15 protein-coding genes are annotated in these 24,631 nt (G+C 69.6%); 11 read left to right on the top strand and 4 right to left on the bottom strand.

Features of this window, described 5'->3' with window-relative positions; genetic code table 11:
• The first annotated feature begins 33 nt into the window (after positions 1-33).
• Both QM624_RS09815 and QM624_RS09810 read left to right on the top strand, forming a co-directional pair.
• Complete coding sequence (locus QM624_RS09815; RefSeq protein WP_415091264.1) at positions 34-3,951, top strand: hypothetical protein; 3,918 nt, start codon at positions 34-36, stop codon at positions 3,949-3,951.
• A gap of 87 nt (positions 3,952-4,038) precedes the next feature.
• Positions 4,039-5,850 (top strand): alpha-amylase family glycosyl hydrolase, encoded by a 1,812-nt coding sequence (locus QM624_RS09810; RefSeq protein ID WP_415091262.1) that lies wholly within the window; start codon positions 4,039-4,041, stop codon positions 5,848-5,850.
• Between the two features lie 14 nt (positions 5,851-5,864).
• On the opposite strand, the gene QM624_RS09805 is transcribed toward QM624_RS09810, so the two are convergent.
• Complete coding sequence (locus QM624_RS09805) at positions 5,865-6,458, bottom strand: hypothetical protein (RefSeq protein WP_415091260.1); 594 nt, start codon at positions 6,456-6,458, stop codon at positions 5,865-5,867.
• 88 nt (positions 6,459-6,546) lie between these two features.
• On the opposite strand from QM624_RS09805, the gene QM624_RS09800 reads away from it, so the two are divergent.
• Positions 6,547-7,026, top strand: coding sequence for a hypothetical protein (locus QM624_RS09800; RefSeq protein ID WP_415091258.1), 480 nt, complete (start codon positions 6,547-6,549; stop codon positions 7,024-7,026).
• 61 nt (positions 7,027-7,087) lie between these two features.
• Here QM624_RS09800 and nudC read toward each other — a convergent pair whose 3' ends face one another.
• The 3 genes from nudC to QM624_RS09785 all read right to left on the bottom strand — a co-directional run bounded on the left by nudC (position 7,088) and on the right by QM624_RS09785 (position 14,587).
• Positions 7,088-7,969 (bottom strand): NAD(+) diphosphatase, encoded by an 882-nt coding sequence (nudC, locus tag QM624_RS09795; RefSeq protein WP_415091256.1) that lies wholly within the window; start codon positions 7,967-7,969, stop codon positions 7,088-7,090.
• Positions 7,970-8,237: 268 nt separating this feature from the next.
• Positions 8,238-11,372, bottom strand: coding sequence for a UvrD-helicase domain-containing protein (locus QM624_RS09790; protein ID WP_415091254.1), 3,135 nt, complete (start codon positions 11,370-11,372; stop codon positions 8,238-8,240).
• Entirely contained in the window at positions 11,369-14,587 is a 3,219-nt protein-coding gene (locus tag QM624_RS09785) for an ATP-dependent helicase (RefSeq protein WP_415091252.1), read from the bottom strand. The genes QM624_RS09790 and QM624_RS09785 overlap by 4 nt, the downstream gene beginning before the upstream one ends.
• Positions 14,588-14,785: 198 nt before the next feature.
• Between QM624_RS09785 and QM624_RS09780 the strand changes: the two genes are divergently transcribed.
• The 8 genes from QM624_RS09780 to QM624_RS09745 all read left to right on the top strand — a co-directional run bounded on the left by QM624_RS09780 (position 14,786) and on the right by QM624_RS09745 (position 24,630).
• On the top strand, positions 14,786-14,989 hold the full coding sequence (locus QM624_RS09780) for a cold-shock protein (protein ID WP_298130889.1): 204 nt from the start codon (positions 14,786-14,788) through the stop codon (positions 14,987-14,989).
• Positions 14,990-15,188: 199 nt separating this feature from the next.
• Positions 15,189-16,412, top strand: coding sequence for a toxic anion resistance protein (locus QM624_RS09775; RefSeq protein ID WP_415091250.1), 1,224 nt, complete (start codon positions 15,189-15,191; stop codon positions 16,410-16,412).
• A gap of 57 nt (positions 16,413-16,469) precedes the next feature.
• A complete protein-coding gene (locus QM624_RS09770) occupies positions 16,470-17,024 on the top strand; it encodes a hypothetical protein (protein ID WP_415091248.1) in 555 nt (184 codons plus the stop codon).
• On the top strand, positions 17,021-18,676 hold the full coding sequence (locus QM624_RS09765; RefSeq protein ID WP_415091246.1) for an AAA family ATPase: 1,656 nt from the start codon (positions 17,021-17,023) through the stop codon (positions 18,674-18,676). Before QM624_RS09770 ends, QM624_RS09765 begins: the two co-directional genes overlap by 4 nt.
• Entirely contained in the window at positions 18,673-19,932 is a 1,260-nt protein-coding gene (locus QM624_RS09760; RefSeq protein ID WP_415091244.1) for a hypothetical protein, read from the top strand. Before QM624_RS09765 ends, QM624_RS09760 begins: the two co-directional genes overlap by 4 nt.
• Positions 19,929-21,059, top strand: a complete 1,131-nt coding sequence (locus QM624_RS09755) for a hypothetical protein (RefSeq protein ID WP_415091242.1) — start codon at positions 19,929-19,931, stop codon at positions 21,057-21,059. Before QM624_RS09760 ends, QM624_RS09755 begins: the two co-directional genes overlap by 4 nt.
• Positions 21,056-23,353, top strand: coding sequence for a tetratricopeptide repeat protein (locus tag QM624_RS09750; RefSeq protein ID WP_415091240.1), 2,298 nt, complete (start codon positions 21,056-21,058; stop codon positions 23,351-23,353). Before QM624_RS09755 ends, QM624_RS09750 begins: the two co-directional genes overlap by 4 nt.
• Entirely contained in the window at positions 23,350-24,630 is a 1,281-nt protein-coding gene (locus tag QM624_RS09745; protein ID WP_415091238.1) for a PP2C family serine/threonine-protein phosphatase, read from the top strand. The genes QM624_RS09750 and QM624_RS09745 overlap by 4 nt, the downstream gene beginning before the upstream one ends.
• Position 24,631: the final 1 nt, after the last annotated feature.

The raw sequence follows: 24,631 nt of genomic DNA, 5'->3' as shown, positions 1-24,631 counted from the left end.
CCGCCGGATCCCGTTCGATCGAGAGGCGTAGCGATGAGCCCGCAGACGACACTGTCATGGATACCGATACCGCAGGGCCGGACAACCTCAGGCGACCTGTCCCTGGCCGTGTTCGTCGCACTACGGGTGACCGTGGCCGACGGTGAACCGGCGCTGCACACGCTGGAGGAGTTGTCCACGCTGCGCGATTGGCCCGCCGCACTGGCCGGCTGCCGACTGACCCTTTCCATGGATCCGGGAACGAACGCACCCGCGCGCGTAGTGTCCACGGCGGATTCGGAATTGTGGGTGCGCATGTTCGGCGCCGACACCACGGTCGAGGCCTTTCAGGCCGACGACCTGACCAACTGCACCGTGCTCGGCTATCGCAGCGGCACCGTGGTCGGCGCACTCGAGCAGGGTATTGCCGCCGCCGCAGCAGAACCGCCTCCGATCGCCGCTCCTGTCGCTACGACCGGGGTCTCCCTGGACGACACCTCACAGGGATTCGGGGTTCTGCTCGGCACCTCTGACCCGGCGCCGGCGCCCGATGCCGCCACCCTCCAGGCCGCCCGCCTCTTCCCGGCATTCGCTGAAGCGATCGCCGATCGGCAGGCCCCCGACGCCGCCGGCTTCCTCGCCTCCGGCGGAGACTTCGGCGTCCGTGCGCTGTGGGCGGACGGCACCGCGAACGCCGCACCGGAGGGGTTGAGCCCCGAAGCCCTGGAATGCGCCCGATTCGCCGATGCCCTGGCGATGACGCCGCCGTCCGAACTGACGCCGGACGCGGCCGAGTTCCGGCGACGCTTCGACTTTCATCGGATCGTGGCGGCACTGGGAGCTCATCCCGCTCTGCTCCGCAAACTCGGTCTGGTGGTCGACATTGAGGTGCCGGCAAGCATGCTCGATGCTCTGCCGAGCGAGCCACCGACGTTCAGCCTGCAGCTCGCGATCGAACGTGCCGAGCCGACAAGCGACGTCGATGATTGCCCGTGGGTAGCCGCCACCACCCAGGCGCCGTCGGGGTTCGCCGTGGCCTCTCGCGCGGGCCTCGCGGTCGGGCTTGCACCGATCGCCGAAACCCACCGCGTGGTCGGCTTCGACTTCGAGGCCGTCGGCCAGCAGGTGCTTGGCCTGGTGTCGCCCGAGACGACCGGGACAACTCTGCCCACCCCCCGCAGTACCGGCTTGAGGTTGACCACCCAGGACGCGGCACGGGCGATGCTGGCCCGGGCGACGACCGCAGGGGTGGATACCGACGGCAACGGTTTGCTGAGCGCCGAGGAACTCGAGCGGGGCTACCGCGTGGATGTCCGCGACGAGACCGTGGGACGCTGGTTCTCACTCCAGGAGCGGCATGTCGGTTACGTCCTCCAGGACCAGGCCGTCCTGGCGACGGTCGACGAGACGGCGATCGGCGAGTGCGTGGTGAGCCCCGCCGACCAGACGGCGATGGCGCCTGGTTCACCCGTGCTGGTGCCGGACGCGCTAGTCACCTGGGACGGTTGGAGCGTCGCCTGCCCACGTCCGGGCAAGGTGATCAGTGCCGACCCGCAGGACGCCCTCGACGAGCATCGAGCGGCCAACAACACTGCGATCACCCGGCGGGCGACCAACGATCCGTTGACGTCGACGGGCCTGCGGATCGACACCGCCGTCGTCCCGGGCACACTTCCCCGGCTCAGATTCGGCCGCTCGTACCGGATGCGGCTGCGGTCCGTCGACCTGACCGGAGGCGGGCCGACCCTTGCCGAGGCGGACGCTCTGCTCGCCGATCCGGCGATCGCGAGTACGGCGACAACGGAAGCCATCCGGTTCCTCCGCTACGAACCGGTGCCACCGCCGGTAGTCGGCCTGCCCGACGACCCCCGCCTGACCGATCCGGACGGCGGAGGGCGCTTCGGTGAGACCGAGCACCGGCTCGCCGTCCGGTCCCTGTTCGATCCCGGGACCGACGTCTTCGGGCCAACTCCCGGACAGGGCATGCGCCGGCTGTTCCCACCCAAATGCCCGGTCGAACTGGCCGAGCGGCACGGCGTCTTCGACGATGCGATCGGCGGGAGTGATCCGACCGCCCGCAGGGCGGCCTACCAGCGCGCCGGACGTGAGGCGGGCGCATTGCTCCCCGGTGCCGCGGAGGTGCCGTGGCTAGTCGATCCGGAATCGGCGGGCGTCTGTCTCTCCGGTCTGCCCGGGCTCCACGCGGGCGAGGAGCTGCGATTGCCATGGCCGGACACCGGTGAGGGACCTGGCCCGATCGAACTGCATGCAGTTGCCACCAGCGGCGTGCCCACCGCACCGGTGATGTCGCCCGATGGCCGCTCGGTCACAGTCGAACTGGCGCCCGGGCAGCGGGCCACTGTCGAGGTGACCAGCATGATTGCCGACGAGGCATTGCTGGCACTGCCCGACCTGTGGCGCCGGAGGCTCGGCGAGGCCGATCTGGCCTTCGCTCTCGAGCAACTCCGGCGGCATCGGCACCCCCAGGTCACTCCCGCCACTCTCATCGAATTGGTGCACGCCACCGCCCTGCCGCTGCACGCGCCGCGACCGGTCGGCACCGCCCAGGTCGATCGGCAACCGGATCAGTCGACGATGAGAGTCGCCCAGGATTGGGCCGTGCACGCTCCGACCACCGAGCAACTCGACCTGGTCGCGCACTGGAGCCTGCCCAGCGCCGAAGTCGGCATCGTGGAGGCCGGCGCGGATGGTCATGTTGTCTGGGGGCCCATCCCGATCGATTCCACGGCACCGGCCGGTAACCGTGCGGTGACGATCGACCCGAACGGCGATCCGTCCGGCGAGACAGTGCTCCGGGTGGTCGACCCACCCGGGCAACCCGGCTCTCCTCCGGCCACGATGCGCACCATCGACCTGCAGACCACCGGTCATCCCCGGTTCGATCTGGTCGCAGTGGCCCGCAGCCGATTCGCCGAGTTCTTTCCCGAGGGCACCACTGTCACCGCCGCGTCCGAACCGGTTCAGACACTCGTCCGCAACACCAGGCGTCCACCGGCCCCGGTGATCACCGACGTGCTGCCGCTGAACCTGTTGACGGTGGACGGCACCACTATCACCCGCGAGGGTGGCTGGTTGCGGGTGTGGCTGGGGACGCCCTGGTTCCTCTCGGGATGGGACGAGTTGCCGGCGGTACTGGCCTGCATTCCCACCCAGCCGGCGCGACCCGGAGTGGAGTTCTATGAGCAGGCGAGCCTGCTGGCTCCGGATCCGGCACGTGAGGTGTTGCGAACGAACCAGTTCGCCGGAATGCGCCCGGAGTACTTGGGCGGATATCCCGTCGCCTGGCTGTCTGTCGTACTTGCCGAAAGCATGGGCTCGGGCTCCACCATCGGCCTGTCGGATCGTGGTGTGTACTGGGACCCGCAGCGAGCAGAGTGGTACACCGACATCAGGGTTGATGCACCCCAGCTGTACTTCCCGTTCGTCCGCCTCGCGCTCGTCCGCGACCAGCTGTACAGCCTGGAGGACGACGACCTCGGCGCATCGCTGCGGGTCTCACCGGTCGCCACCGCCGACCCGATTCAGGTGCTCCCGGATCGTCGACTGAGCTGGGCGTTCACCGACACCGAGGTGACCGTGACACTGCAGGGGCACAGCTATGCCTACACGCTGAGCGCCAGAGTGGCCGATTCGGTCACCGAGATGCGCGGCGACGCGACGCCCAGCCGTGCCCGCGTGGTGCTCCAACGACGCAGCACACCCGGCGACGATGTGCTGGCTTGGGACGACATCCTCGAAGCCGCGCTGGGGTGGCCGCACGGCGAGGGCGACGTCACCAGCACCGGCACCTTCAGCTTCGACCTGGCTCGACCGGCAGGCGAGTATCGACTGCTGGTCATCGAGGAGGACTTCGCGCACGGACCGGCACTTGACCCCTATCCAGACGGGCTTCGCCCGCGGGTGGTGTTCGCGGCGCACGTTCCGCTGCCTGCCGCAATCATCGACGCCTGACGGGTTCCCGTACCGCTCCGCGGCATGACCCAGGATCACATGGTGTGGCTCGCAAAGACTGTCGGAGCGGCCGCGTAGTGTCTCAGCGTGCCGATCGCTCCGTCCCCCCATGCTGGCATGGGCGCCGTCCCGCATCACGACGGCGTGACCTTCCGGGTCTGGGCTCCGAATGCCCGCACGGTGCATGTTGCGGGCGACTTCAACGGCTGGACCGCGGCCGGCCGGGTTCCGATGGCTCCCGACCATGCCCGGTCGGGCACCTGGTCGGCCTTCGTGCCGCAGGCCCGGCGCGGTTCGCAGTACAAGTTTCTGATCCGCCGCGGCGGGCCGTACCGGTGGCGAATCGACCCGTTCGCCCGCGAAGTCACCCACAGCCGTGGCAACGCGGTGGTGTTCGACCCCGCCACCATCGACTGGGGCGAGCAGCCATTCACCATGCCCGGCTGGGATGAACTGGTCCTCTACGAGCTGCATGTGGGCACCTTCACCGCCGACGGTGACCGGCCCGGCACCTTCGACACCGCGATCGGCCGGCTCGACCACCTGAAGTGGCTCGGCGTCAACGCAGTGGAGGTGATGCCGCCGTTCAGCTTTGCCGGGCCGCGCAGTTGGGGCTACAACCCGTCCCATCTGTTCACCATCGACACCAGCTACGGGGGCCCGCTGGCGTTCGCCCGCTTCGTCCGGGCCGCCCACGAGCGTGGTATCGCGGTCATCCTGGACGTGGTGCACAACCATCTCGGCCCGACCGACCTCGACCTGTGGCGCTTCGACGGCAGCTACCGCCGCGGCTACGGCGGCCAGTACTTCTACAACGACCGGCGGGCGCTCACCCCGTGGGGCGCCACCCGTCCCAACTACGACCGGAAGCAGGTCCGCAACTTCCTGCGCGACTCTGCGGTGATGTGGCTGGAGCAGTTCCGGGTCGACGGCCTGCGGTTCGACGGCACCAACTACATCCGCTCCCGCTGGGGCAACATTCATCACCCGCGGGAGCGGATCGCCGGTGGCCATCGCTATCTGGCCGCGATGACCACCGACCTCCGCCTGCGGCAGCCGTGGAAGCTGTTGATCGCCGAGGACATGCAGCGCGATCCGCTGGTCACCACGCCGGTCGAGGACGGCGGGCTCGGCTTCCACTCCCAGTGGGACGCCGACTTCGTGCACCCCGTCCGACGCGCGCTGGAAACCCCCTGGGACGCCGACCGGGACACCACCGCAGTGGCTCGCGCGGTCACCGGTCACTATCTGCGCGCCGCCCATGAACGCGTGATCTTCACCGAATCCCACGACGAGGTCGCCAACGGCCGATCACGACTCCCGGAGACGATCAACCCGGGCGCCGCCGACTCGTGGCCGTCGCGCAAACGTGCGGCGCTCGGTCTCGCGCTGGTGCTCACCTCGGCGGGCATGCCGCTGCTCTTCCAGGGCCAGGAGTTCTGCGAAGACCGATGGTTCGACGACCGCGCGCCGCTGTCCTGGGACAAGACCCATCGACACTCCGGCTTCCTGCACCTGGCCCGACAACTGATCCGCCTGCGCCGGAACCTGGACGGCACCACCGCCGGGCTTCGTGGACCACACACCGCACTGTTGCGGGTTGACGATCAGCGCAAGGTGTTGATGTATCACCGCTGGTGGCAGGGTGGCCCGGGCGACGACGTGATCGTCGCCATCAACCTGTCCACACAGGTGATCGACGGCTACCGGGTGGGACTTCCGCACGCCGGCACCTGGCGGCTGCGCTGCAACAGCGACGCCCCGATGTTCGGCCACGACTTCGGCGCGGTCCACGCCACCGACCTCGACGCGGCACCCATCCCGTGGGATCACCAACCGGTCTCGGCCGATTTCAGCATCGGTCCGTATGCCGCGCTGGTCTACTCGCAAGACGCCTGAGGTAGGTGCCGGCGTTAGCGTCGTCCCGCGACCCCAGACTCGAGTTTCTCGAGGGCTCCGGGTAGCGCGTAGATGCTGTTGAGGACGTCGATCTGGAAGTCGAGATCCGGTCGTAGCGAGTCCTGTTCGAGGCCCCAGACCCTCGTGCCCCGGCGACGAACCCAGCTCGCCGTGCGCTTAACCCACCGGTCGTACGCTTCGGAAATCGCCGCGGGATGGTCAGCCTGAGAGCCGATACTGCTGGTCCGGATGATCCCTTCCTCCCCAACAGCAGCTGGCTGCCAGAAGAGAACCGGCGACGAGTTGGGATCCACGATGCCCTTGCCCTCGTTGGAGGACATCCGCTCCCAGTTGATGCGGTTGAATACGCCGGCCCTGCTGAACTCTTCCATCGCGGGGTCACCAGGGCGGATGGCTATCGGGCCTCCGAGTTCAGCCGAAGCAACCATGACCTCGCTCGCGCGCAGCGCATCATCTCGAGTCCACGTGACTATCGGGTCGGCCACCGTCCACCAGGGGTGCAGGGTCACCCTCATTCGCTCACCAAGATGGTCCAGAAGCATCAACTGATCCTCGGTGGTCGCGAAGTAGTAGATAGCCGAGACCATGGAGGAAGTCTCCCAGCCTGCCGGCCGAATCGGACCATCCCTGTCCGGATCAATGGCGTCGACCGCTCGCCGCTGGAAGACTTTGAGCGTGACGAGTAGCGGAGCCGTGACGTTTCGATGGTTCGACGCAGAGTTCGATTCCGGTGATGTCGATCAGGACATCGTGATCTCTAGCTACCAAAGCCACCTTGATCAACTCCACGACAGTTCGAGCGACACGATCCGGGCGCTCATTCACACCAACTTGCACGACGCTCAGGTCCGCGACTGGACTGTGGAAGGCACCGTCTTCAGGTGGTCACTCGTGATCGGTGACCTTCAGACGGGGTACGAACGCGCGACGATCGAGTATCACGACGCGATACTGCGTGCCGTGACGACGGCAGAGGTGATCGATTTCGATCTGTGCGATGCCGACCATGAACTCGTGTCAGATGAAATCGACATCGTGGAGGGAACTCCGACACGCTTCGAACATCGGTTTTCGTTCTGGCCGGATTTCGCCTTCGCGATCCAGTTCGGGGACGTCACTGTCCTTCGGGAGCCTATGGCCAGCCGGCAGGCCTAGCATCAACAAATCGATCGGCCAGACTTCTTCGTTCAATACCGAGGGACGCCACGAGTGGATCTCACCGGGCCGTCAGGTCTCCAGGACCGTGAATGTGTCCCGCCCGCCAGTCCGCGATCAGCCGGTGCGCGATGGACGCCTCGCCTGGCAGGCCCACTTCACCGGCGTGCACTGCGGCGGTTAGTTCCTCACGGGTGAACCAACGGGCGGACTCGATCTCCACACCGTCCACCTGGATGTCGGTCGTGGCCGCCCGTGCCACAAAGCCCAGCATCAGCGAACGCGGGAAGGGCCACGGCTGGCTCGCGACGTACTTCACGGCGGACAGTCGGAGCCCTGTTTCTTCACCGACCTCGCGATGCACGGCTTGTTCAAGAGACTCCCCCGCGGTCACGAACCCGGCCAGGATCGACATGCGGCCCGGTGCCCAGACTCCCTGGTGGCCGAGCAGCAGCCGGTCGTCGGCGTCCAGGACGGCCACGATGATCGCCGGATCGCTACGCGGGAAGCGATCGCGTCCGCACGAGGGGCAGTGCCGCACCATGCCGCCGTTGGTGACGATCGTCGCCGCACCGCACAGGCCGCAATGCGGCAGGGTGCGATGCCACTGCACCAGCGCGACGGCTGCGACCACGAGCTCGCGATCGGCGGGGCCGAGCACGGGCATCAACTCGCGCAGACCGGCGCCCTTCTCGACGTCGGCGGCTTCGACGAAGACGGGACGCCCGGCTGACAGGCCGAGCAGGTAGTGCCGCTGGGGGTCGAACTTGCCCGCCGGACGTCGTTCGACGATGGCGAGATCATCGCCAACGTTCAGCTGGCCGGACTTGTCGACGCTCAGTAGGAGCGCGGCGGGGTTGGCCCATTGGGCGATGAGCCAGTCGGCGTCCAGCCGTTGAGGTTCGCACCGATCCAGCTGTCCCGCCTCGCCCCAGGTGTCCATGGGTCTCAACCTACGACCTCCGGACGAGTGGGTCTCGCCAGGCTCGACCAGCGGCGACGCGGCAGAAGGGTCTCGACAAGCTCGACCAACGGTGGACTCGTCATCCCGGGGGACGCCGGGATCTCCTTCGGACGGATGGCTGGCTTCGGAGATCCCGGGGGAAGCCCGGGATGACGCAAAGGCCACCCGGATCACCGTTGGTCGAGCTTGTCTAGACCTTCCCGGACAACGGTTTCGACAAGCTCAACCCAGCGATACGCCGCATTCCTCAGCTCAGCCGTTTCACCGCGTCCGTCCAGGCCGACTCGGGCGGGAGCCTTGGTGTCACCAACCGGTCGGCCAGGATGTCGAAGAAGCCGGCCTGCACCTGACTCGGCGACGCCCCGACCAGGTCAGCCCAAGCTTGCCGGTAGATGGCCAGCTGTGCCGGGTCGGCGCGGTCGACGTCGCCGGTCTTCCAGTCCACGACCAGGTAGCCGTCGGGGGTGTCGAACACGGCGTCGATCCGGCCGCGGACGATGGTGCCGGCGACCACCATGCTGAACGGCACCTCAACGGCACGCGGACGCCGGGTGGCGAACTGTCCGCGCTCGAACGCCGCGCTCAGCTGGGCGAAGTACGGGTCGTCGGGTGGTTCCTGGCCGGGGTCGACGTCGAACGTTGGCTCCAGCGAGAACCGGTCCTCCAGCCAGCGATGGAAGCGGGTGCCCAGCCGCTGTGCCGCCACCGGACGCTGCGGCATCGGACGGCTCGCGTCCATCACGAACTCGTCCGGCTCGCGGGCCAACCGCACCAGTCCGGTCACCGACAGGTATTCCGGACGCGCAGGCGCCAGCTCCTCGACCGCGGCCAGCGCCAGCGCGGACACATCCTCATCCCACTGGGCCACCTCCGCCTGCTCCTCGGCGGACAGCCCGACCGGGTCGAGCGGCACCAACAGCTCGGACGCCGCCTCGACGTCGGCCGCCAGCCGCTGCCGTCGCTCACGAGCCTCCGGGTCGCCGATCACCGGCCACTCCAACGCAGCACCCGACCCGGCGAGCGGATTCTCACCCTCCGCCGGCGGCGCCTCGCGCAGCACTTCGCCGTGCTGCTCGATGGCCCGCAGATAGGGGGACGGCTTACGCGGCTTGATCAACTCCCCCTCCCACGAGTGGGTGGTGGCGACCAGCAGCTGCTTGGCCCGGGTGACCGCGACGTAGGCCAACCGGTCCTCGGCATGCCGCGCCTGCTGTTTCAATGCGGCCGCATACTCCTTGAAGGCGGCATCGGAAGCGTCAGCCAACTGCGGAATGGCCGCCGCGTCACCGCGCAACTCGGCGGGCAGAACGGCCGCGTTGGTCACCCAGTTCTCGGTGACCCGATCGTTGGGGAAGACGCCTTCGGCCATGCCGGGCAGGAACACTACCTCCCACTCCAGGCCCTTTGCCTTGTGCACGGTGAGCAGCTTCACCGAATCGGCATCGCTGGCCACCGCCTGGTCGAGTCCGACACCGTGGTTGCGTTCGGCGTCCAGGTAGGCGAGCAGCCCGCCCAGGGACGCCTCGCCGTCCACGTCGCAGTAGGCGGCGACCGCATCGGTGAAGGCCCCCAGCTGGGCGCTCGACGAACCGGACGCCGCCAGCTCGCCCTCCACACCCAGCGTGTTGATCACCCGCCGGACCAGATCCAGCACCGGCTCTCCGGCGTGCTGCCGCAGCCCGGCCATCTCGGACGCGACCGCGGCGAACCGGCGGCGGGCCTGCGGGCTGTAGTGCAGCTCGCCCGGGTCGTGCAGCGCCTCCAGCAGGCTGGGCACAGTGACGCCCTCGGTGCGCGCCAACGCTCGGCCCAGGTCGTCCACCAGGTCGCCGTCCCGCGGACCCTCGACGGACGCCAGGTCGGCGGCGCGGCGTCCGAGCAGGGCCAGATCGGCGATGCCGATCGCCCACCGGGCTGAGGTGAGCAGCCGGATCGCGGCCGGGTTCGCACTGACGTCGTCGAGCAGCGCCAGCACCGAGCACACCTCGACGATCTCGGGCAGCTCCAGCAGGCCACCGAGGCCGACGATCTCCACCGGCACGTCGCGCGCCTTCAGATCGGCGTACAGCGCCGGTATCTGCGCGTTGCGACGCACCAGCACCACCAGGTCGGACCACAACCCCACCCGGCCGGTGCCGTGCAGCGCCGCGATCCGTTCACCGATGAACGCGACCTCCTCGGGCCAGGTGGCGAAGCCGGCGACCTCGACACGGCCGGGCGGGGTCCCCTCCGGCGCGGTGAGTTCGAGCGCGGCCGCCCCACCGCCCATCGCCGGATCGGTGTGCAGCCCGGAGGCCAACACGTTCGCCACCGCCAGGATGGTGGGCCCGGAGCGTCGGTTCACGGTGAGCGCGAACGACCGGGCAGGCATTCCGTGCACCGTCGGGAAGTCCTGCGCGAACTGCAGAATGTTGCTGGCGGCGGCCCCGCGCCAGCCGTAGATGGCCTGGTGCGGATCGCCCACCGCGGTCACCGGATGCCCTCGCCCCGACGACGGATCATCACCGGAGAACAGGGCGCGCAGCATGGCTGCCTGCGCCGACGAGGTGTCCTGGTACTCGTCGAGTAGCACCACCCGGAACTGCCGGCGCAGCAACTCCGACACCGCCGGCACCCGGCGGGCCAGCTCGGCGGCCACCGCCATCTGGTCGGCGAACTCGACGTAGCCGAGGCTGCGCTTCAACTCGGCGTAGGCGGTGGTCAGCCCGAGCAACTCCAGGCGCTGTTCGGTGATGGCCCGCGCCTGGCGCACCGACGCGTACTCGCGGCGGTACCGGTTCAGCGGCGCCTCGGCCAGCGCGGTGCGGAACTCGCGCGCATGCGCCCCCACCTCGGCGGCGCTGACCAGATGCGAGGTGAGGTCGGAATCCAGCTTCAGCAGCCGTTCGGTCAGCGTGACCGGCGCGAACGTCGCCAGATGATCGAACGGTCCGGCGGCATTGGTGACCACCCGGGCCGCCAGCCGATACCGGGAGGCACCCGTGATCATCACCGGATCGCTCTCCACCCCAATCCGCAGACCGTGCTCGGCCACCAGGCGCGCGGCGAACGCGTCATAGGTGAGCACCAACTGCTCCCCCGCCTCGTCCACCCCGGTGTCGTCGATCACCCCCGCTCGCTGCAACGCGGTCCGGACCCTGGCCGACAGCTCGGCGGCCGCCTTCCGGGTGAAGGTCAAGCCCAGCACCTGCTCAGGTGCCAGCTGGCCACTGCCGACCAGCCACACCACCCGGGCCGCCATCACCGTCGTCTTGCCCGAACCCGCACCCGCGATGATCACCCCGGGCTCGAGCGGCGCCGTGACCGCCGCCAGTTGCTGCTCGGAGAACGGCAACCCGAGCACCTCGCACAGCTGCTCGGGCGTGGCCAGCACCCCCGTCATGCCACCACCTGCCGGCCCGCCGGCTTGGCCGGGCAACTCGCCGCGAACGGGCACCAGGTACAACCCGGGCCCGGTGTCGCCGGATAACGGCCGGCCCGGATCAGCCGCACCGCCCGGGACAGCCGCTCATGCACCCAGCTGGGATGCTCCGCGTCATCGTCGGCCAGATGCGGCTGCTCGGACAAAGCAGCCTGATGGAATTCCTTCGGATAGTCGTCGAGATCGCTGCCACCGGGCACCCGCAGGTAGACCAGGCAACCGCCCGCGCTCGCCGCGCCCGGGCCGGCCAACCGTTCGAAGCCGCCGGCCTCGATCGCCAGCTGATACACGCCCAGCTGCTCGTGTGAGGCGGTGGCGCCCGCGGTCGGCGGCCGCTTTCCGGTCTTGAAATCGACCACCCGCAGCCGTCCGTCGGCGGCACGCTCGAGCCGGTCGACCGTGCCGACCAGCCGCACCTGATCGCCGGCCACATCGACCTCGACGTCGAAGTCGACCTCCACGCCGAGCACCTCGGTGCCGGCGTTGGCGTCCGACCAGTTCAGGAACCGGGTCAGCGCCGCCTCCGCCTGATCGCGTTCGGCCACCGACAGCCAAGCCGTCGCGAACGGCAGTTCGCCCCACACCTCGTCGAGCTTCGCGGTGAGTTCGTCGAAGCCGAGCCCGGAATTGCGGGCGTGCTCGGCCAGCACGTGGATCACCGAGCCGAGGCTGGTCGCGGCATTGCGCGGCGGATCGGCCTTCACCTGCCGGGTCAGGTAGTGCTGCCGCGGGCAGGTCAGCATGCCGGTGAGCATCGACGGACTGATCCGCAGCGGACCGGTGGGCGTCGGCGGGCGACCGGTGGCGTCCAGCACCCCCCACCACCCGGACGGCCGAGCTTGCGGTGCCAACGCACGCCCATGGGAGTCGGTGAGCGCCGCGAGCCGGGCCAAACGGGCCGCCGCCGCTTCACGCAGCGCCGCTGAACAGCCCGGATCCGCAGCACGCCGGCGCAGTTGGGCCACCAGCGCGGGCAGGGTGAGCGGCCGCGCGCTGGGCTGGAACTCGGCCGGCTCGACACCCAGTTCGGTGAGGAATCGGGACGGCTGGTTCGCCTCGCCGTCCGAACCCTGCACGGCGGTGACGATCAGTCGGCGGCTGGCCCGGCTGCACGCCACGTGGAACAGCCGCCGCTCGTCGGCCACCGCCTCGCGGGCGTCCGGACGTCCGACCAGGCCGTCACTGACCAGTTCGGACGGCTCCAGGATGGCGGCTCCCTGACCGGGTGCCGGCCACAGTCCCTCCTGGACGCCGGCGATCACCACCAGCGGCCACTCCAAACCCTTGGCGCGGTGCGCGGTCAAGAGCCGGACGCCCCGCCCGCGCACCTCGGCCTCGCGGGTGGTGTCGGCCGGGATCTCCTGGGCCGCCACCTCGGCGAGGAAGCCGCGCACCCCACCCGGACCGGCAGGCTGTTCGCTGGCATTGGCCGAGGCGAACAATGCGATCACCGCGTCCAGGTCGCGGTCGGCGCGACGTCCGCCTTCGCCACCGGCGAGGCTCGCCCCGCGCAGCCGCTGCGGCCATTCGGTGCCCGACCACAGCGTCCACAACACATCGGACGCCCCGCTCGCCGGATTGCGGAGGGTCCGCGCCGCGCGCTCCAGCAACTCGGTCAACCCGCGGACGGCCGTCACCTCAGGCGTGTCGGGCAGCCCGGCGAGGCGTTCCGGCTCAGCCAGCGCATCGGTGATGAGCTGACCGGGGCTGCGTGCGATCAGCGCCGTACCGGTCTCTTCACGTTCGACCTCCAGCAGCAGTCGGCCGAGGGTGCGCAGGCCCACGGCGTCCAGCCCGACCAGCGGCGAGGTGAGCAACCGTTTGGCCTCGTCGGCCTCGAGCTCGCTGCCGCCCGGTTCGGTCCCCCGCAGCACCACCTCGAGGGCCAGCAGCAACGGCCGGACGGCCTGCTCGGACAGCAGCGGGATCTCATCGCCGGCCACCTCGACCGGAATACCGGCCGCCACCAGGGCGCGGGCGATCGGCGCGATCTGCCGCCGGCCCGAGCGGACCAGCACCGCAATGTCGGCATGCCGGAAACCCTCGTCGAGATGCGCCCGGCGCAACTCCTCGGCAATCAACTGCGCCTGCTCGGCCTCAGTCGCACAGATGAAGGTGCGCACCTCGGCCCCCGGAACGCCCTCCGCCTCGGCGCTCGGCTCACCTGCCACCTCACCGCGCAGCACCCGAGAGGCGGCATCACCCAGCACCGGGAGCGGCAGCCGACGGGCGACCCGTCGCCGCGCCGCGGTGATGCCCGGGCTACCCCGGTGCACGGCATCGAGTGCGAGCACCGCGGCCGGCTCGCCGGCGGCGGAACGGAACGTGTCGGGAAAGTCGGCGAGAGCACGCGGATGGGCGCCCCGGAACCGGAACACCACCTGGTCGGGGTCACCGACGGCCAGGATCGGGCCACCCGGGCCGACCAGGGAACGCAGCAGGCCGACCTGCGCCGGGTCGAGTTCGCCGTACTCGTCGACGACGACCCTGGAGATCTCGCCCCGCACCGCCGCCGCCAGTTCTTCGTCGGCGAGCACGATCCGAGCCCGGTGCACCAGCTCGGCGTAGTCGAGGCTGCCCTCGTGGTCGAGAATGTCGAGGTACTCGGCGAAGAACCGCCCGACGCTCACCCATTCGTCGCGGCCCGCGGCCCGCCCGGCCGCCACCACATCATCGGGATCGAGGCCGAGTTGCCGAATACGCGCGATCGCCGAGCGGACCTGGCGCGCGAATGCGCGAGTGCCGACCGCCTGGTGAATCTCCGCCGGCCACGCCTCGGCCCCTCGCCCGGCCAGCAACTCACGCACCCGGAACTCCTGCTCGGGCGCTGTCAACAGCCGCGGCGCGACCGTTCCGGGGGCAGCGGCGCGGCGCAGCAGCCACAGACAGAACGCGTGCACCGTCGTCACCCACGGCGGGCTGACCGTGCGATCGAGCGCCCGCGCCACTTCGTTGCGCAGCTGGCTTGCGGCACGCCGTCCGAACGTCAACACCAGCGGCTGAGGCTCGCCCTGGGCGCGTTCGCCGAGCTCGAGTGCGGCGGCCGCGGCCACCACCGTCGTCTTGCCCGAACCGGGCGGACCCACCACCAGAACCGGTGTGCGGCGGTGCGCCTCGACAGCCTCGCGCTGTACGGCGTCCAACTCGCGCATCGTGGGCGCTCCGACCGATTTCATGTCCTCATCGAATCACCCGCCACCCACATTTTCCGGACGGCGACACGCGGCGTCCGGGGTCACTCGCGCGAGTGACAGGCGCGGGCGGATGTGAGAGTGTTGCTGGCGCTGCCGCGAGGGCGACCGCACTGGTCGTCTGGGACAGCTCGTTCGGCAGTGGCCGTCAGCGACGGTCGTATTAAGGCTAAGGAGAAGTACATGGCGCAGGGGACCGTCAAGTGGTTCAGTGCCGAGAAGGGCTACGGCTTCATTGAGGTCGAGGGCGGTACGCAGGACGTCTTCGTCCATCACACGGCCATCGACATTCAAGGCTTCCGTACCCTCAACGAGGGCCAGAAGGTCGAATTCGAGATCACGTCGGGCCCGAAGGGTCCGCAGGCGGACCGGGTTCGGCCGCTCTGACCTGACATCTCGAGTCCATCGCGATTCGCGGGCCCCATCCGCCGATGGGGCCCGCTTCGCATTTCAGGAGCGTCGCGACAGGCTCGACCACGGGATTCGCACCCGCTTCCAGGGTTGTCCCCGACGCTCTCCCCACTGCTTGTGTCCTCGCCGCCCGCTAGATTGGGCGGGAAGTCTTTGCCCGCGTCGAGAGGTACCCATGAGTTCCACCACGCCCCCCGGCGGCGCCGCCGCGATGCCGCTCCAGCCGCCCGCCACGCTCACCCTCACCGCCCCGGACGCCCCCGCCGTGATCACCGAGACGCAGGCCCCGGCGATGGCTCCGCAGGTCGAGGCCACGCAGGTGCCGGTGCTCGACGCCAAGGTCGACGAGTTCCTGCAGGCACTCGACTCCTCCGAAGAGAAGTCGCCGACCTTCTCGGCGCAGGCTGACGCGGTTCGCAGCATGGGCGACGCCGACATCCGCAGAGCCGCCGAGACCTCCAACCGCCTGCTGAACGCGCCCGTGCGGGCGCTCAAGGAAGGCGGCCTGTCCGAGGGGTCCAAGGTCGGCCAGACCCTGGTGCAGTTGCGTCGCACCGTCGAGGACCTCGATCCGGGCAAGGCACGCGGCCCGAAGAAGTTCCTCGGCATGATCCCGTTCGGCGATCAGGTCACCGACTACTTCCGCCGCTACCAGAGCTCGCAGCAGCAGCTCAACGGCATTCTCCACGCGCTGCGCAGCGGTCAGGACGAGCTGACCAAGGACAATGTGGCGCTCAACATGGAGAAGCAGAATCTGTGGACCGTGATGGGCCGGCTCAACCAGTACGTCTACATCGCCGAGCGGTTGGACGCGCGGCTGTCGGCACAGATCGCCGAGTTGCAGATGACCGATCCCGACAAGGCCAAGGCGCTCAGCCAGGACGTGCTGTTCTACGTGCGGCAGAAGCACCAGGATCTGCTCACCCAGTTGGCGGTGTCGATCCAGAGCTACCTGGCGATCGACATCATCATCAAGAACAACATCGAGTTGATCAAGGGTGTCGACCGGGCCTCGACGACCACGATCTCGGCGCTGCGGACGGCGGTGATCGTGGCGCAGGCGCTGGGCAACCAGAAGCTGGTGCTCGATCAGATCACCGCGTTGAACACCACCACCTCGCAGATGATCCAGCGCACCTCCGAGATGCTGAAAGAGAACTCGGCGCGCATCCAGGAGCAGGCCGCGTCCTCGACCATCGGGCTGGAGCAGCTGCAGGCGGCGTTCGCCAACATCTACTCCACGATGGACTCGATCGACGAGTTCAAGGCCCGGGCCCTCGACACCATGGCGCAGACCATCGGTGTGCTCGAGGGTGAAGTGGTGAAGTCGAAGGAATACCTGGAGCGGGTCTCACAGCAGGATTCCCGCACCCAGTCGATGCCGCAGATCAACCTCTGAACCATCAGCGGGTGGTGACCCGCGACACCGAATCCGAGACGAGGTAGTGGACGAGCAATGGGCTTCTGGGACTGGCTGACCGGCCGCGATTCCACGCCGCCGCCGGTCGCCGTACCCGAGGTCGATCCGGCACCCACCGAGGCCGACATCCTGTCCTCGTTGGACGGCGTCGAGCAGCTGATCGCGTCCGGCACGCTGCCCTCGGTGGTGCGTTCCCGGGCATCCCGGGTGACCAGGCTGGTTCGGGACACGCTGCCCAGGCTGGGTTCGCTGGGGCTGGGCAGCTACGACAGCTATTCGGTGGTGGCCACCGCCACCGACTACCTGCCCGAGGCGATCGGCGCCTACCTGCGGCTGCCGCGCGACTGGGCCGACAGCCGTCCGGTCGAGAACGGCAAGACCCCGCTGCTGTTGCTGATCGACCAACTCGACCTGCTGGGAGCCACCATGGAGAAGATCTACGACGCCGCCAACTCCACCGATGCGGCCGCCCTGATCACCCACGGACGGTTCCTGCGGGAACGCTTCGGGCATTCGCAGGCGCCCGAACTGAACGTCCCGGCGCCACCGCCTGAGAAGTCCACCGATCCCTTTGACCTGGAGCGACCGTGAGCAGCCCTGACCTGGCCGGAACCCTCGACGCACTGGCGGACGCCGCACGCGCCGCTAGCGTGGACGCCGACGCCGCGCGCATCGAGGGTGAGCAGTTGGCCGCCTCCGTCGCCGAATCGGCGGTCGGCTCGTTCGTCGACTGGTGCACCGCCACCGGACGGGCGATCAGCGCTCAGGTGTTCATGGAGGCCGCGGTCAAGGGCCGACGCTTCCGCACCTCCGCGACGCCGCTGGTCGCCCAGCTGCACAACTCGCGTTCCCGGCAGGCCGTGCCGTACGCGAAGGCGCTCGCCGAGGTGGCATCCGCGGCCGCACTGCTCGGCCAGCCGACCCCGTTGAGCATCGGTGCCGCGCAGAGCGCGGCGAGCGCCCAGCTGAACGCCGCGCAGGGTCTCAGTGCCGTTCCGGCCACGCCGGCGATGCCGTCGGGTTCGGACGCCGAGTTCGTCCGGCAGGCGCCGCAGATCCTGTCCAGCGTGCTGGATCGGATGCACACCAGTCAGTCCCGGCTGCTCGACCTGCGGCAGTTGGATCCGTTCGGCGCCGGAGCCTTCCCCGGGCTGGGAAGCACCGCGACGGGTGCCGATCGGCAGGGTCTCGACCAGCGGAGTGGCGACCAACCGGGTCCCGGCAAGCTCGACCAACCCGGCCTCGACCAACAGGCACCGCCGGTGCAGGCCGCTCCCCCGCCCGCCAACGAGGCACCGGCCGAGCCCGAGCAGCCGGCCGAGCCGGAGAAGTCGCTCGATGAGCTGCTGGCAGAGCTCGATGCGCTGGTCGGTTTGGCCACGGTCAAGGCCGAGATCCACCGCCAGACCGCGGTGCTCAAGGTCGACGCGCTGCGGGCCAAGGCCGGTCTGAAGAGTCCGACGATCACCCGGCACCTGGTGTTCGTCGGCAACCCGGGCACCGGCAAAACCACAGTGGCGAGGCTGGTGGCCGGCATCTACCGCGCGGTCGGGCTGCTGTCGAAGGGCCAACTGGTCGAGGTGGACCGTTCCGAGCTGGTCGCCGGCTATCTGGGCCAGACCGCGATGAAGACCGCCGAGGTGGTCGCCAAGGCCGAAGGCGGCGTGCTGTTCATCGACGAGGCGTACAGCCTGAACGGCGACCAGTACGGCGAAGAGGCGATCAACACGCTGGTCAAAGAGATGGAGGACAAGCGCAACGATCTGGTCGTCATCGTCGCCGGTTACCCGCTGCCGATGCAGATCTTCATCGCGCAGAACCCCGGCCTGACCAGCCGGTTCCGCACCACCATCGGCTTCGACGACTACACCGACGTCGAGTTGGAGGGCATCTTCACCGGCATGGTGACCGGGGCCGACTATGACCTGGGCGAAGGCTGCCTGACCGCCTTCCGCGACCTGCTGGGCACCCAGGTGCGCGACGAGACCTTCGGCAACGGCCGGTTCGCCCGCAACGTACTGGAGGCCGCCGTCGGCAAGCACGCCTGGCGGCTGCGTGACGCGACCGAGCCGACCCTGGACCAGCTGCGCACCCTGCTGCCCGAGGATCTGGCTCCGGACGCCGCGCCCGCGGTCGACTGGCCGGCCACACCTCCGGGCGGCCTCGAACCGCCGTCCGACCCCACGCTGCGCACGGCAGACCCCGGCGACGCCGGTGACCATCCCGTCCAGGCGGCACCGTGACCGCCGTCCGGACCACCACCCCGGGGCCCACCACGAGTGCTGGCGTCCCCGCTGTCGCGCCGGTGCCCGTCCGGCGGCGACGCGGCGCGACGCCACGATCGGTGCGACGACTCCGCCGGCTGCAGACCACCGCGGTGGCGTTGCTGCTGGCCTTCGGTGCCCTGGTGGTCACCGCGCTGGCGCTCTCCTTCACCGCCTCGTCACAAGCTGCCGAGAGCCTGGCGCAGTACCAGCGGCTCGCCGATGCCCGCATCCAGGCGCTCAGCGTGCAGGAGGCTGCCAACACCTGGGCACTCACCCCCACCGACGCCGTCCGCACCGACGTCACCGAACAGCTGACCTCGCTGGCCACCACCCTCGCCGACGCGTCGGCGGTGGAGACCGACCGCGACCGCATCGTGCCGCTCACCGGCGCCCTGGTGCACTACTCGATGACCCTGCAGGACGCGCTGAACGCCAAAGGCACCGCGTCAGCGGCATTGCTGGCCAAGGCCGACACCCAACTCACCGACGAACTCCTCACCCCGCTGACCAGCGCTCGCACCGCAGCCGGTGACCGGCTCGCCGGCGAGTTGACCGCGGGCTGGCTGCCCTGGGTGATCGGCGGTCTCGTGGTGACCGCGGGCGGGTTGATCGCCATCTCGGTGGCGCTGGCTCGGGCTTCACACCGGTACGTCAATCCCGGTGTGGCGCTGGCGCTGCTGTGCGCGGTGGCGTCGGTGGCCGTGTTGGCCACGTCGTCGACCGCCGCCTCGAATGCGGCGACCGACTTCACCGCGAGTGCGCGCGCCGAACTCGACAGTGTGGCGACCCTCCAACAACAGCTGCATCAGGCCCGGGCCGACGAGGTGCTGGCCGTCGGGCTACAGACCGCCGGCGCCTCGTACCAGACCCGGTGGAGCACCGCCTACAACACCGCGCTCGAGACGATCCCCCGGTTGCCGAACGCGACCAGCTCGACGACCTCCGCGCTCAAGGCGTACAAGACCAGCCATGACCAGGTGACCGGCGCCACCGACAAGGCCCAGTGGGTCACCGCGACCGGCCTGGTCACCGACGCCTCCGCGAAGGCGTTCGCCAAGCTCGACGGAGCGTTGAACACCATCTACGCCAACCTCAGGTCGCCGGTCACCTCCAGCATCAAGTCAGTGGGCGACGGGGTCGTCGCCGGTATCGCCGGCGTGATCGTGTTCACCTTGGCCGGCGCCGGTCTGGCCTTCTGGGGCGTGTCCCGGCGGATCGAGGAGTACCGATGAGTCCCGTCAGCGCACCCGCCGCACCCGGCAAGCTCAATGAGCCGGTACAGCCGCAGGCGATGGTCGGCTATCTCGCCGAACTGGACGCCTGGACGGCCGCCCGGCGCAGCGAACTGGCCGCGCTGGACGCCGAGATCCTGGGCCGCCGGCTCAACGCGCTGACCCCGGACATGCAGTTGTCGCTGGCGTTGTGGCAGGCAGTGAAGAGCCGCTACGACCTGCTGCTGGTCACCTGGGATTCGGGCCGGGTCGGTCCGGCCGAGTGCGCCCGGCTCTCCTCACTGATCTGGGGACGTCTCGATACCGGCGCCGCGCCGTCCGCGCAACTTGCCGGGATGGCGGTGTCGCTGCCGGAGGCCTGCCGGCTCTCCGACGCGCTGGTCGCCCAGTTGCGGCAGAAGCTCAACCTCGACCCGAATGCCGAACAGTTGGCCCGCCGGCTGCGTGACTTGCGCGCCCAGCTGGAACGGATCCGCGAGCAGATCCGGATCGAACCCCCGGCCTCCGCCGAGGCGGCCCGGGCCCAGCTGGACCAGCTGGCCGCGCGTACCGCCGACTTGGAAGCCAAGCGGGAACGCGGCGGCGACATCGGCGGCCTGCTCGGCCCGCTCGAGATCGACGCCGCCCGCTATGAACGCGACCTGATCGTCGGTGGCGCCCGCCGCCGCGAGAACCGGGACGCGCTGGCCCGGGCCCGTGAGCTGTCCGACGACCTGGCCGCCCGCGAACAGGCGCTGCGTCAGCTGGTGGGCAACGCGGTGGCCGCGGTGTCGCCGGCACCCAAGTACGCCGTCCCGGACGTGGCCGCGCTCGGTCCGGTGCCCAACACCCGGGCCGCGATCGACAGCTATCTGGGCCGGCTGGAACAGGTCGGCCGGGCCATGCAGGTCGTCCAGGACGCCTATTCCGGTGCGCTTGCCGAACGGGATGCGCTGGCCGCCCTGATCCCGCCGCTGCGGGCCAAGGCCGAGGCTCTCGGCCACGCCGACGATCCCGATTTCGTCGCACTTACCCAGACCGCGGAGCGGCTGCTGGCGCGGCGTCCGACTCCGATGGCGGTGGTGCGACAGGTGCTGCCCGCCGCCCAGGCACTGCTCGACGCACTCGCTGAAGGTGGCGTCCGATGAGGTGCCGGCAGCCGGGCTGCACCGGCACCATCGTCGACGGCTACTGCGATGTCTGCGGCATGCCGGGCAACGCGGTGACCATGCCGGTCGGCCGCGGCACACCCGGACGCCGTCCGTCATCGACGGCCAGCGGTCCCTGCCGGCAACCCGGCTGCCCGGGCTCGATCGTGGACGGCTACTGCGACACCTGCGGTATGCCGCCGGAGTCGGCTGTGACGCCCAGCGCCTCGTCGGTGACCCGAGCCTCGGTGCAGCTCGGATCGACCGCACTCGGTTCGGCGCGGGCGACGTCGTTCGGCGTCCGCCCGACCCGTCGCCCGCCCAGCAGTTCCCGCCGGATGGGCCGGATCGGTCAGGGCCTGACGATCGTTCCGCCGGCGCCGGCGGTCGACCCGGCCAAGGCCGTGATGGCGAATGCCGAACTGCCCGAGGACAAGCGGATCTGCCCCAACTGCGGCGCTCACGTCGGACGTTCCCGCTCGGACAGCGCCGGACGCTCCGACGGCTTCTGCCCGCAGTGCGGTGCCGCCTACTCGTTCAGCCCCAAACTGAAGCAGGGCGACCTGGTCGCCAACCAGTACGAGGTCGCCGGGCTGCTCTCCTACGGCGGCATGGGCTGGATCTACCTCGCCCGCGACAAGAACGTCTCGGACCGCTGGGTGGTGCTCAAGGGCCTACTGAACACCGGCGACGCCGACACACTGAAGGCCACCATCTCCGAGCAGCAGTTCCTGGCCCAGGTGGAGCACCCGCTGATCGTCGAGATCTACAACTTCGTCACCCACGACGACAACGGCTACATCGTGATGGAGTACGTCGGCGGCCGGTCGCTGAAGCAGCTGCTCAAGCAGCGGATGGAGACCAACGGCGGCAGTTACGATCCGCTGCCGGTCGATCAGGCGCTGGCCTTCCTGATCGAGATCCTGCCGGCCTTCAGCTACCTGCACGATCTCGGTCTGCTGTACTGCGATTTCAAGCCTGACAACGTCATTCAGGTCGGCGACTCGTTGAAGCTGATCGACCTCGGCGGCGTCCGGCGGGCGAACGACGACGATTCGGCGATATACGGCACGGTCGGCTACCAGGCACCCGAGGTGGCTCAGGCGGGCGCGACCGTGGCGTCCGACATCTTCACCATCGGGCGCACCCTGATGGTGCTCTGCGCCGAGGTGCCCGGCTACCAGAGCGAGTTCGAGTTCAGCATTCCGCCGGCCGACGAGATGCCCGCGTTCGCGCAGTACGACTCGCTGTACCGGCTGCTGTTGAAGTGCTGCGCGCGCGACCCCAACGACCGGTTCAACACCGCTGAAGAGTTGCGCCAGCAGATGCTCGGCGTGCTGCGCGAAGTGGTGGCGACGGCGTCCGGGACGACGGCGTCCACCTCGATCAGTTCGCCGCTCTTCGAGGCGCCGTCGGTGTCGGGCAACCGCTTCGATTGGCGGCAGCTGCCGCAGCTGCGCCGCGACCCGAGCGACCCGCAGGCGGCGTGGCTCGACTCGCTGGACCTCAGCGACCCGGTCGATCGGCTGGGCGCCCTGACCCGGCCCCCCTCGCTCTCCACCGAGGTGCTGCTGGCCCGCTGCCTGGCGGCGCTGGAGACCGGCAACCAGCGGGTGTTGGACGAGTCGGTGCACACGCTGCTCACCGAGGATCCGTGGGAATGGCGTGCGGTCTGGATGGCCGGCCTGGGTGCGCTGGTGCGCGGCGATCACAGCACCGCCCTGTCGTCGTTCAACGCCGTCTACGGTCAACTCCCCGGCGAGCTGGCACCGAAGCTGGCGCTGGCGGTCGCGTGTGAGTTCGGCGGACAGCAGGACGTCGCCGAAAGCCTCTACCGGATCTGCGCGGTGACCGACGCCAACTACGTGACGCCCGCCGGCTTCGGACTGGCCCGGATCCGTGCCTCGCGCGGCGACCTGCCGGGTTCCCTGACCGCGCTGGAGCTGATCCCGCAAACCTCCCGGGGCTATCAGGAGTCGCAGAAGCTGACCACCGAGCACCTGATCGCGCTGGGTAAGGACGCCGCGCATCTGGCCGAGGCGCTGCGGGTGCTGCAGCATGCCCGGCTCGATCAGGTCAGCCACCTGAGGTTCGAGGCCGACATCCACTCCAAGGCGCTCGCCTTGGCGTCCAACGGGGCGGTCAAGCTGGGTGCCACGACCTACACCGAGCGCGACCTGCGGGACAAGCTCGAAAGCTGCTACCGGCGGCTGGCGCAACTCAGCGCCGACGCCGAGGAACGTGCCGAGTTGGTCGACAAGGCCAACGCGATCCGAGGGTGGAGTCTGTTGTGACCGATGAGTCCCCTGCCTGGCCGCTGTGGGCCACTGAGCACGAGGCGGCCGCAAACGCGGCAGCGCAGGAGTACGGCACGCTGGCGTTGACCGCACCCTGCCCCTCCTGCGGCGCGTCCGTGCGGCCCGATCAGCGGTACTGCGAGAACTGCGGTGCCGACGTGCACCCCGAGGTCGGGCCGGTGGCCAGGGCCGGGGTGACCACCGAAGAGACGGTCAAATTCAACCGGCCGAAGGCGTCCACGCCGCCCTGCGTCGAGTGCGGCGGTGAGGTCGACGCCGACGGCTACTGCCAGACCTGTGGCGCCAAGGCGCCCTCGGCACGCGACCATTTCGAGGCTGTTCCGGCGTCCTGGCTGGCGGGTGTGTGCGATCGCGGCCTGGTGCACAACCGCAACGAGGACGCCATGGCGCTGTGGGCGGCGTCCGAGCCGGACCGCGCCGCCGTGCTGGTCATCTGCGACGGTGTCTCCAGCTCTCAGGACTCCGACGTCGCCGCGCTGGCCGCCGCCGAGCGGGCACGGGACGTCCTCGCCGAGCGCCGCGCGAACTCCTCAGATGATCGCGGGTCGAACTCGTCCAACCCCGACGACGGCCGCTGGTCGAGCTCGTCGAAACCCCTTGCCGACGCGGACGAACCCGACCCGCTCAGCACCGCGCTGATCGAGGCCACCGCCGAAGCCCAGCAAGCGGTCATCGAGCACACCGCCCCGGACAGCCCCAACGCCGCCTCCTGCACCTTGGCGGCCGCCGTCGTCGAGGACGGCCTGGTGCACTGGGCGTCCCTGGGCGACTCGCGGATCTACTTCCTCGCCGACGACGCCCACGTCCAGCTCAGCACCGACCATTCGGTGGCCGAGGAGCTGATCCGCGGCGGCGCGTCGCGGGTGGAGGCCGAGAACAGCCTCCAGGCGCACGCGATCACCCGCTGGCTCGGCCGGGACGCCGACAACATCGTTCCCGACACCGGCGTTTTCGCAGCGCCGTCCGACGGCTGGTTGCTGCTCTGCACCGACGGGTTGTGGAACTACGCCTCCGAGCCCACCGCGCTCGCCGAGCAGCTGCAGGCGGCGTCCGCCGAGAGCGACGAGCCGGTGAAGATCGCGCGTCAGCTGGTTCGGTGGGCCAACTCGCAAGGCGGCAAGGACAACATCACCGTGGCCCTGGCTCGGCTGGCGGCTAACCTGAACAGGACGCCACAAGCACCTTCGGACGACCTCAACGAGCCCGCCGCCGGTGCGAGCGCATCGAGTACGAGTGTCGAGGAGAAGGACTGAG

This window comes from Micropruina sp. (genome assembly GCF_047606365.1).
Classification (GTDB): Bacteria; Actinomycetota; Actinomycetes; order Propionibacteriales; family Propionibacteriaceae; genus Micropruina.
This window is presented reverse-complemented; position numbering and strand designations above follow the sequence as displayed.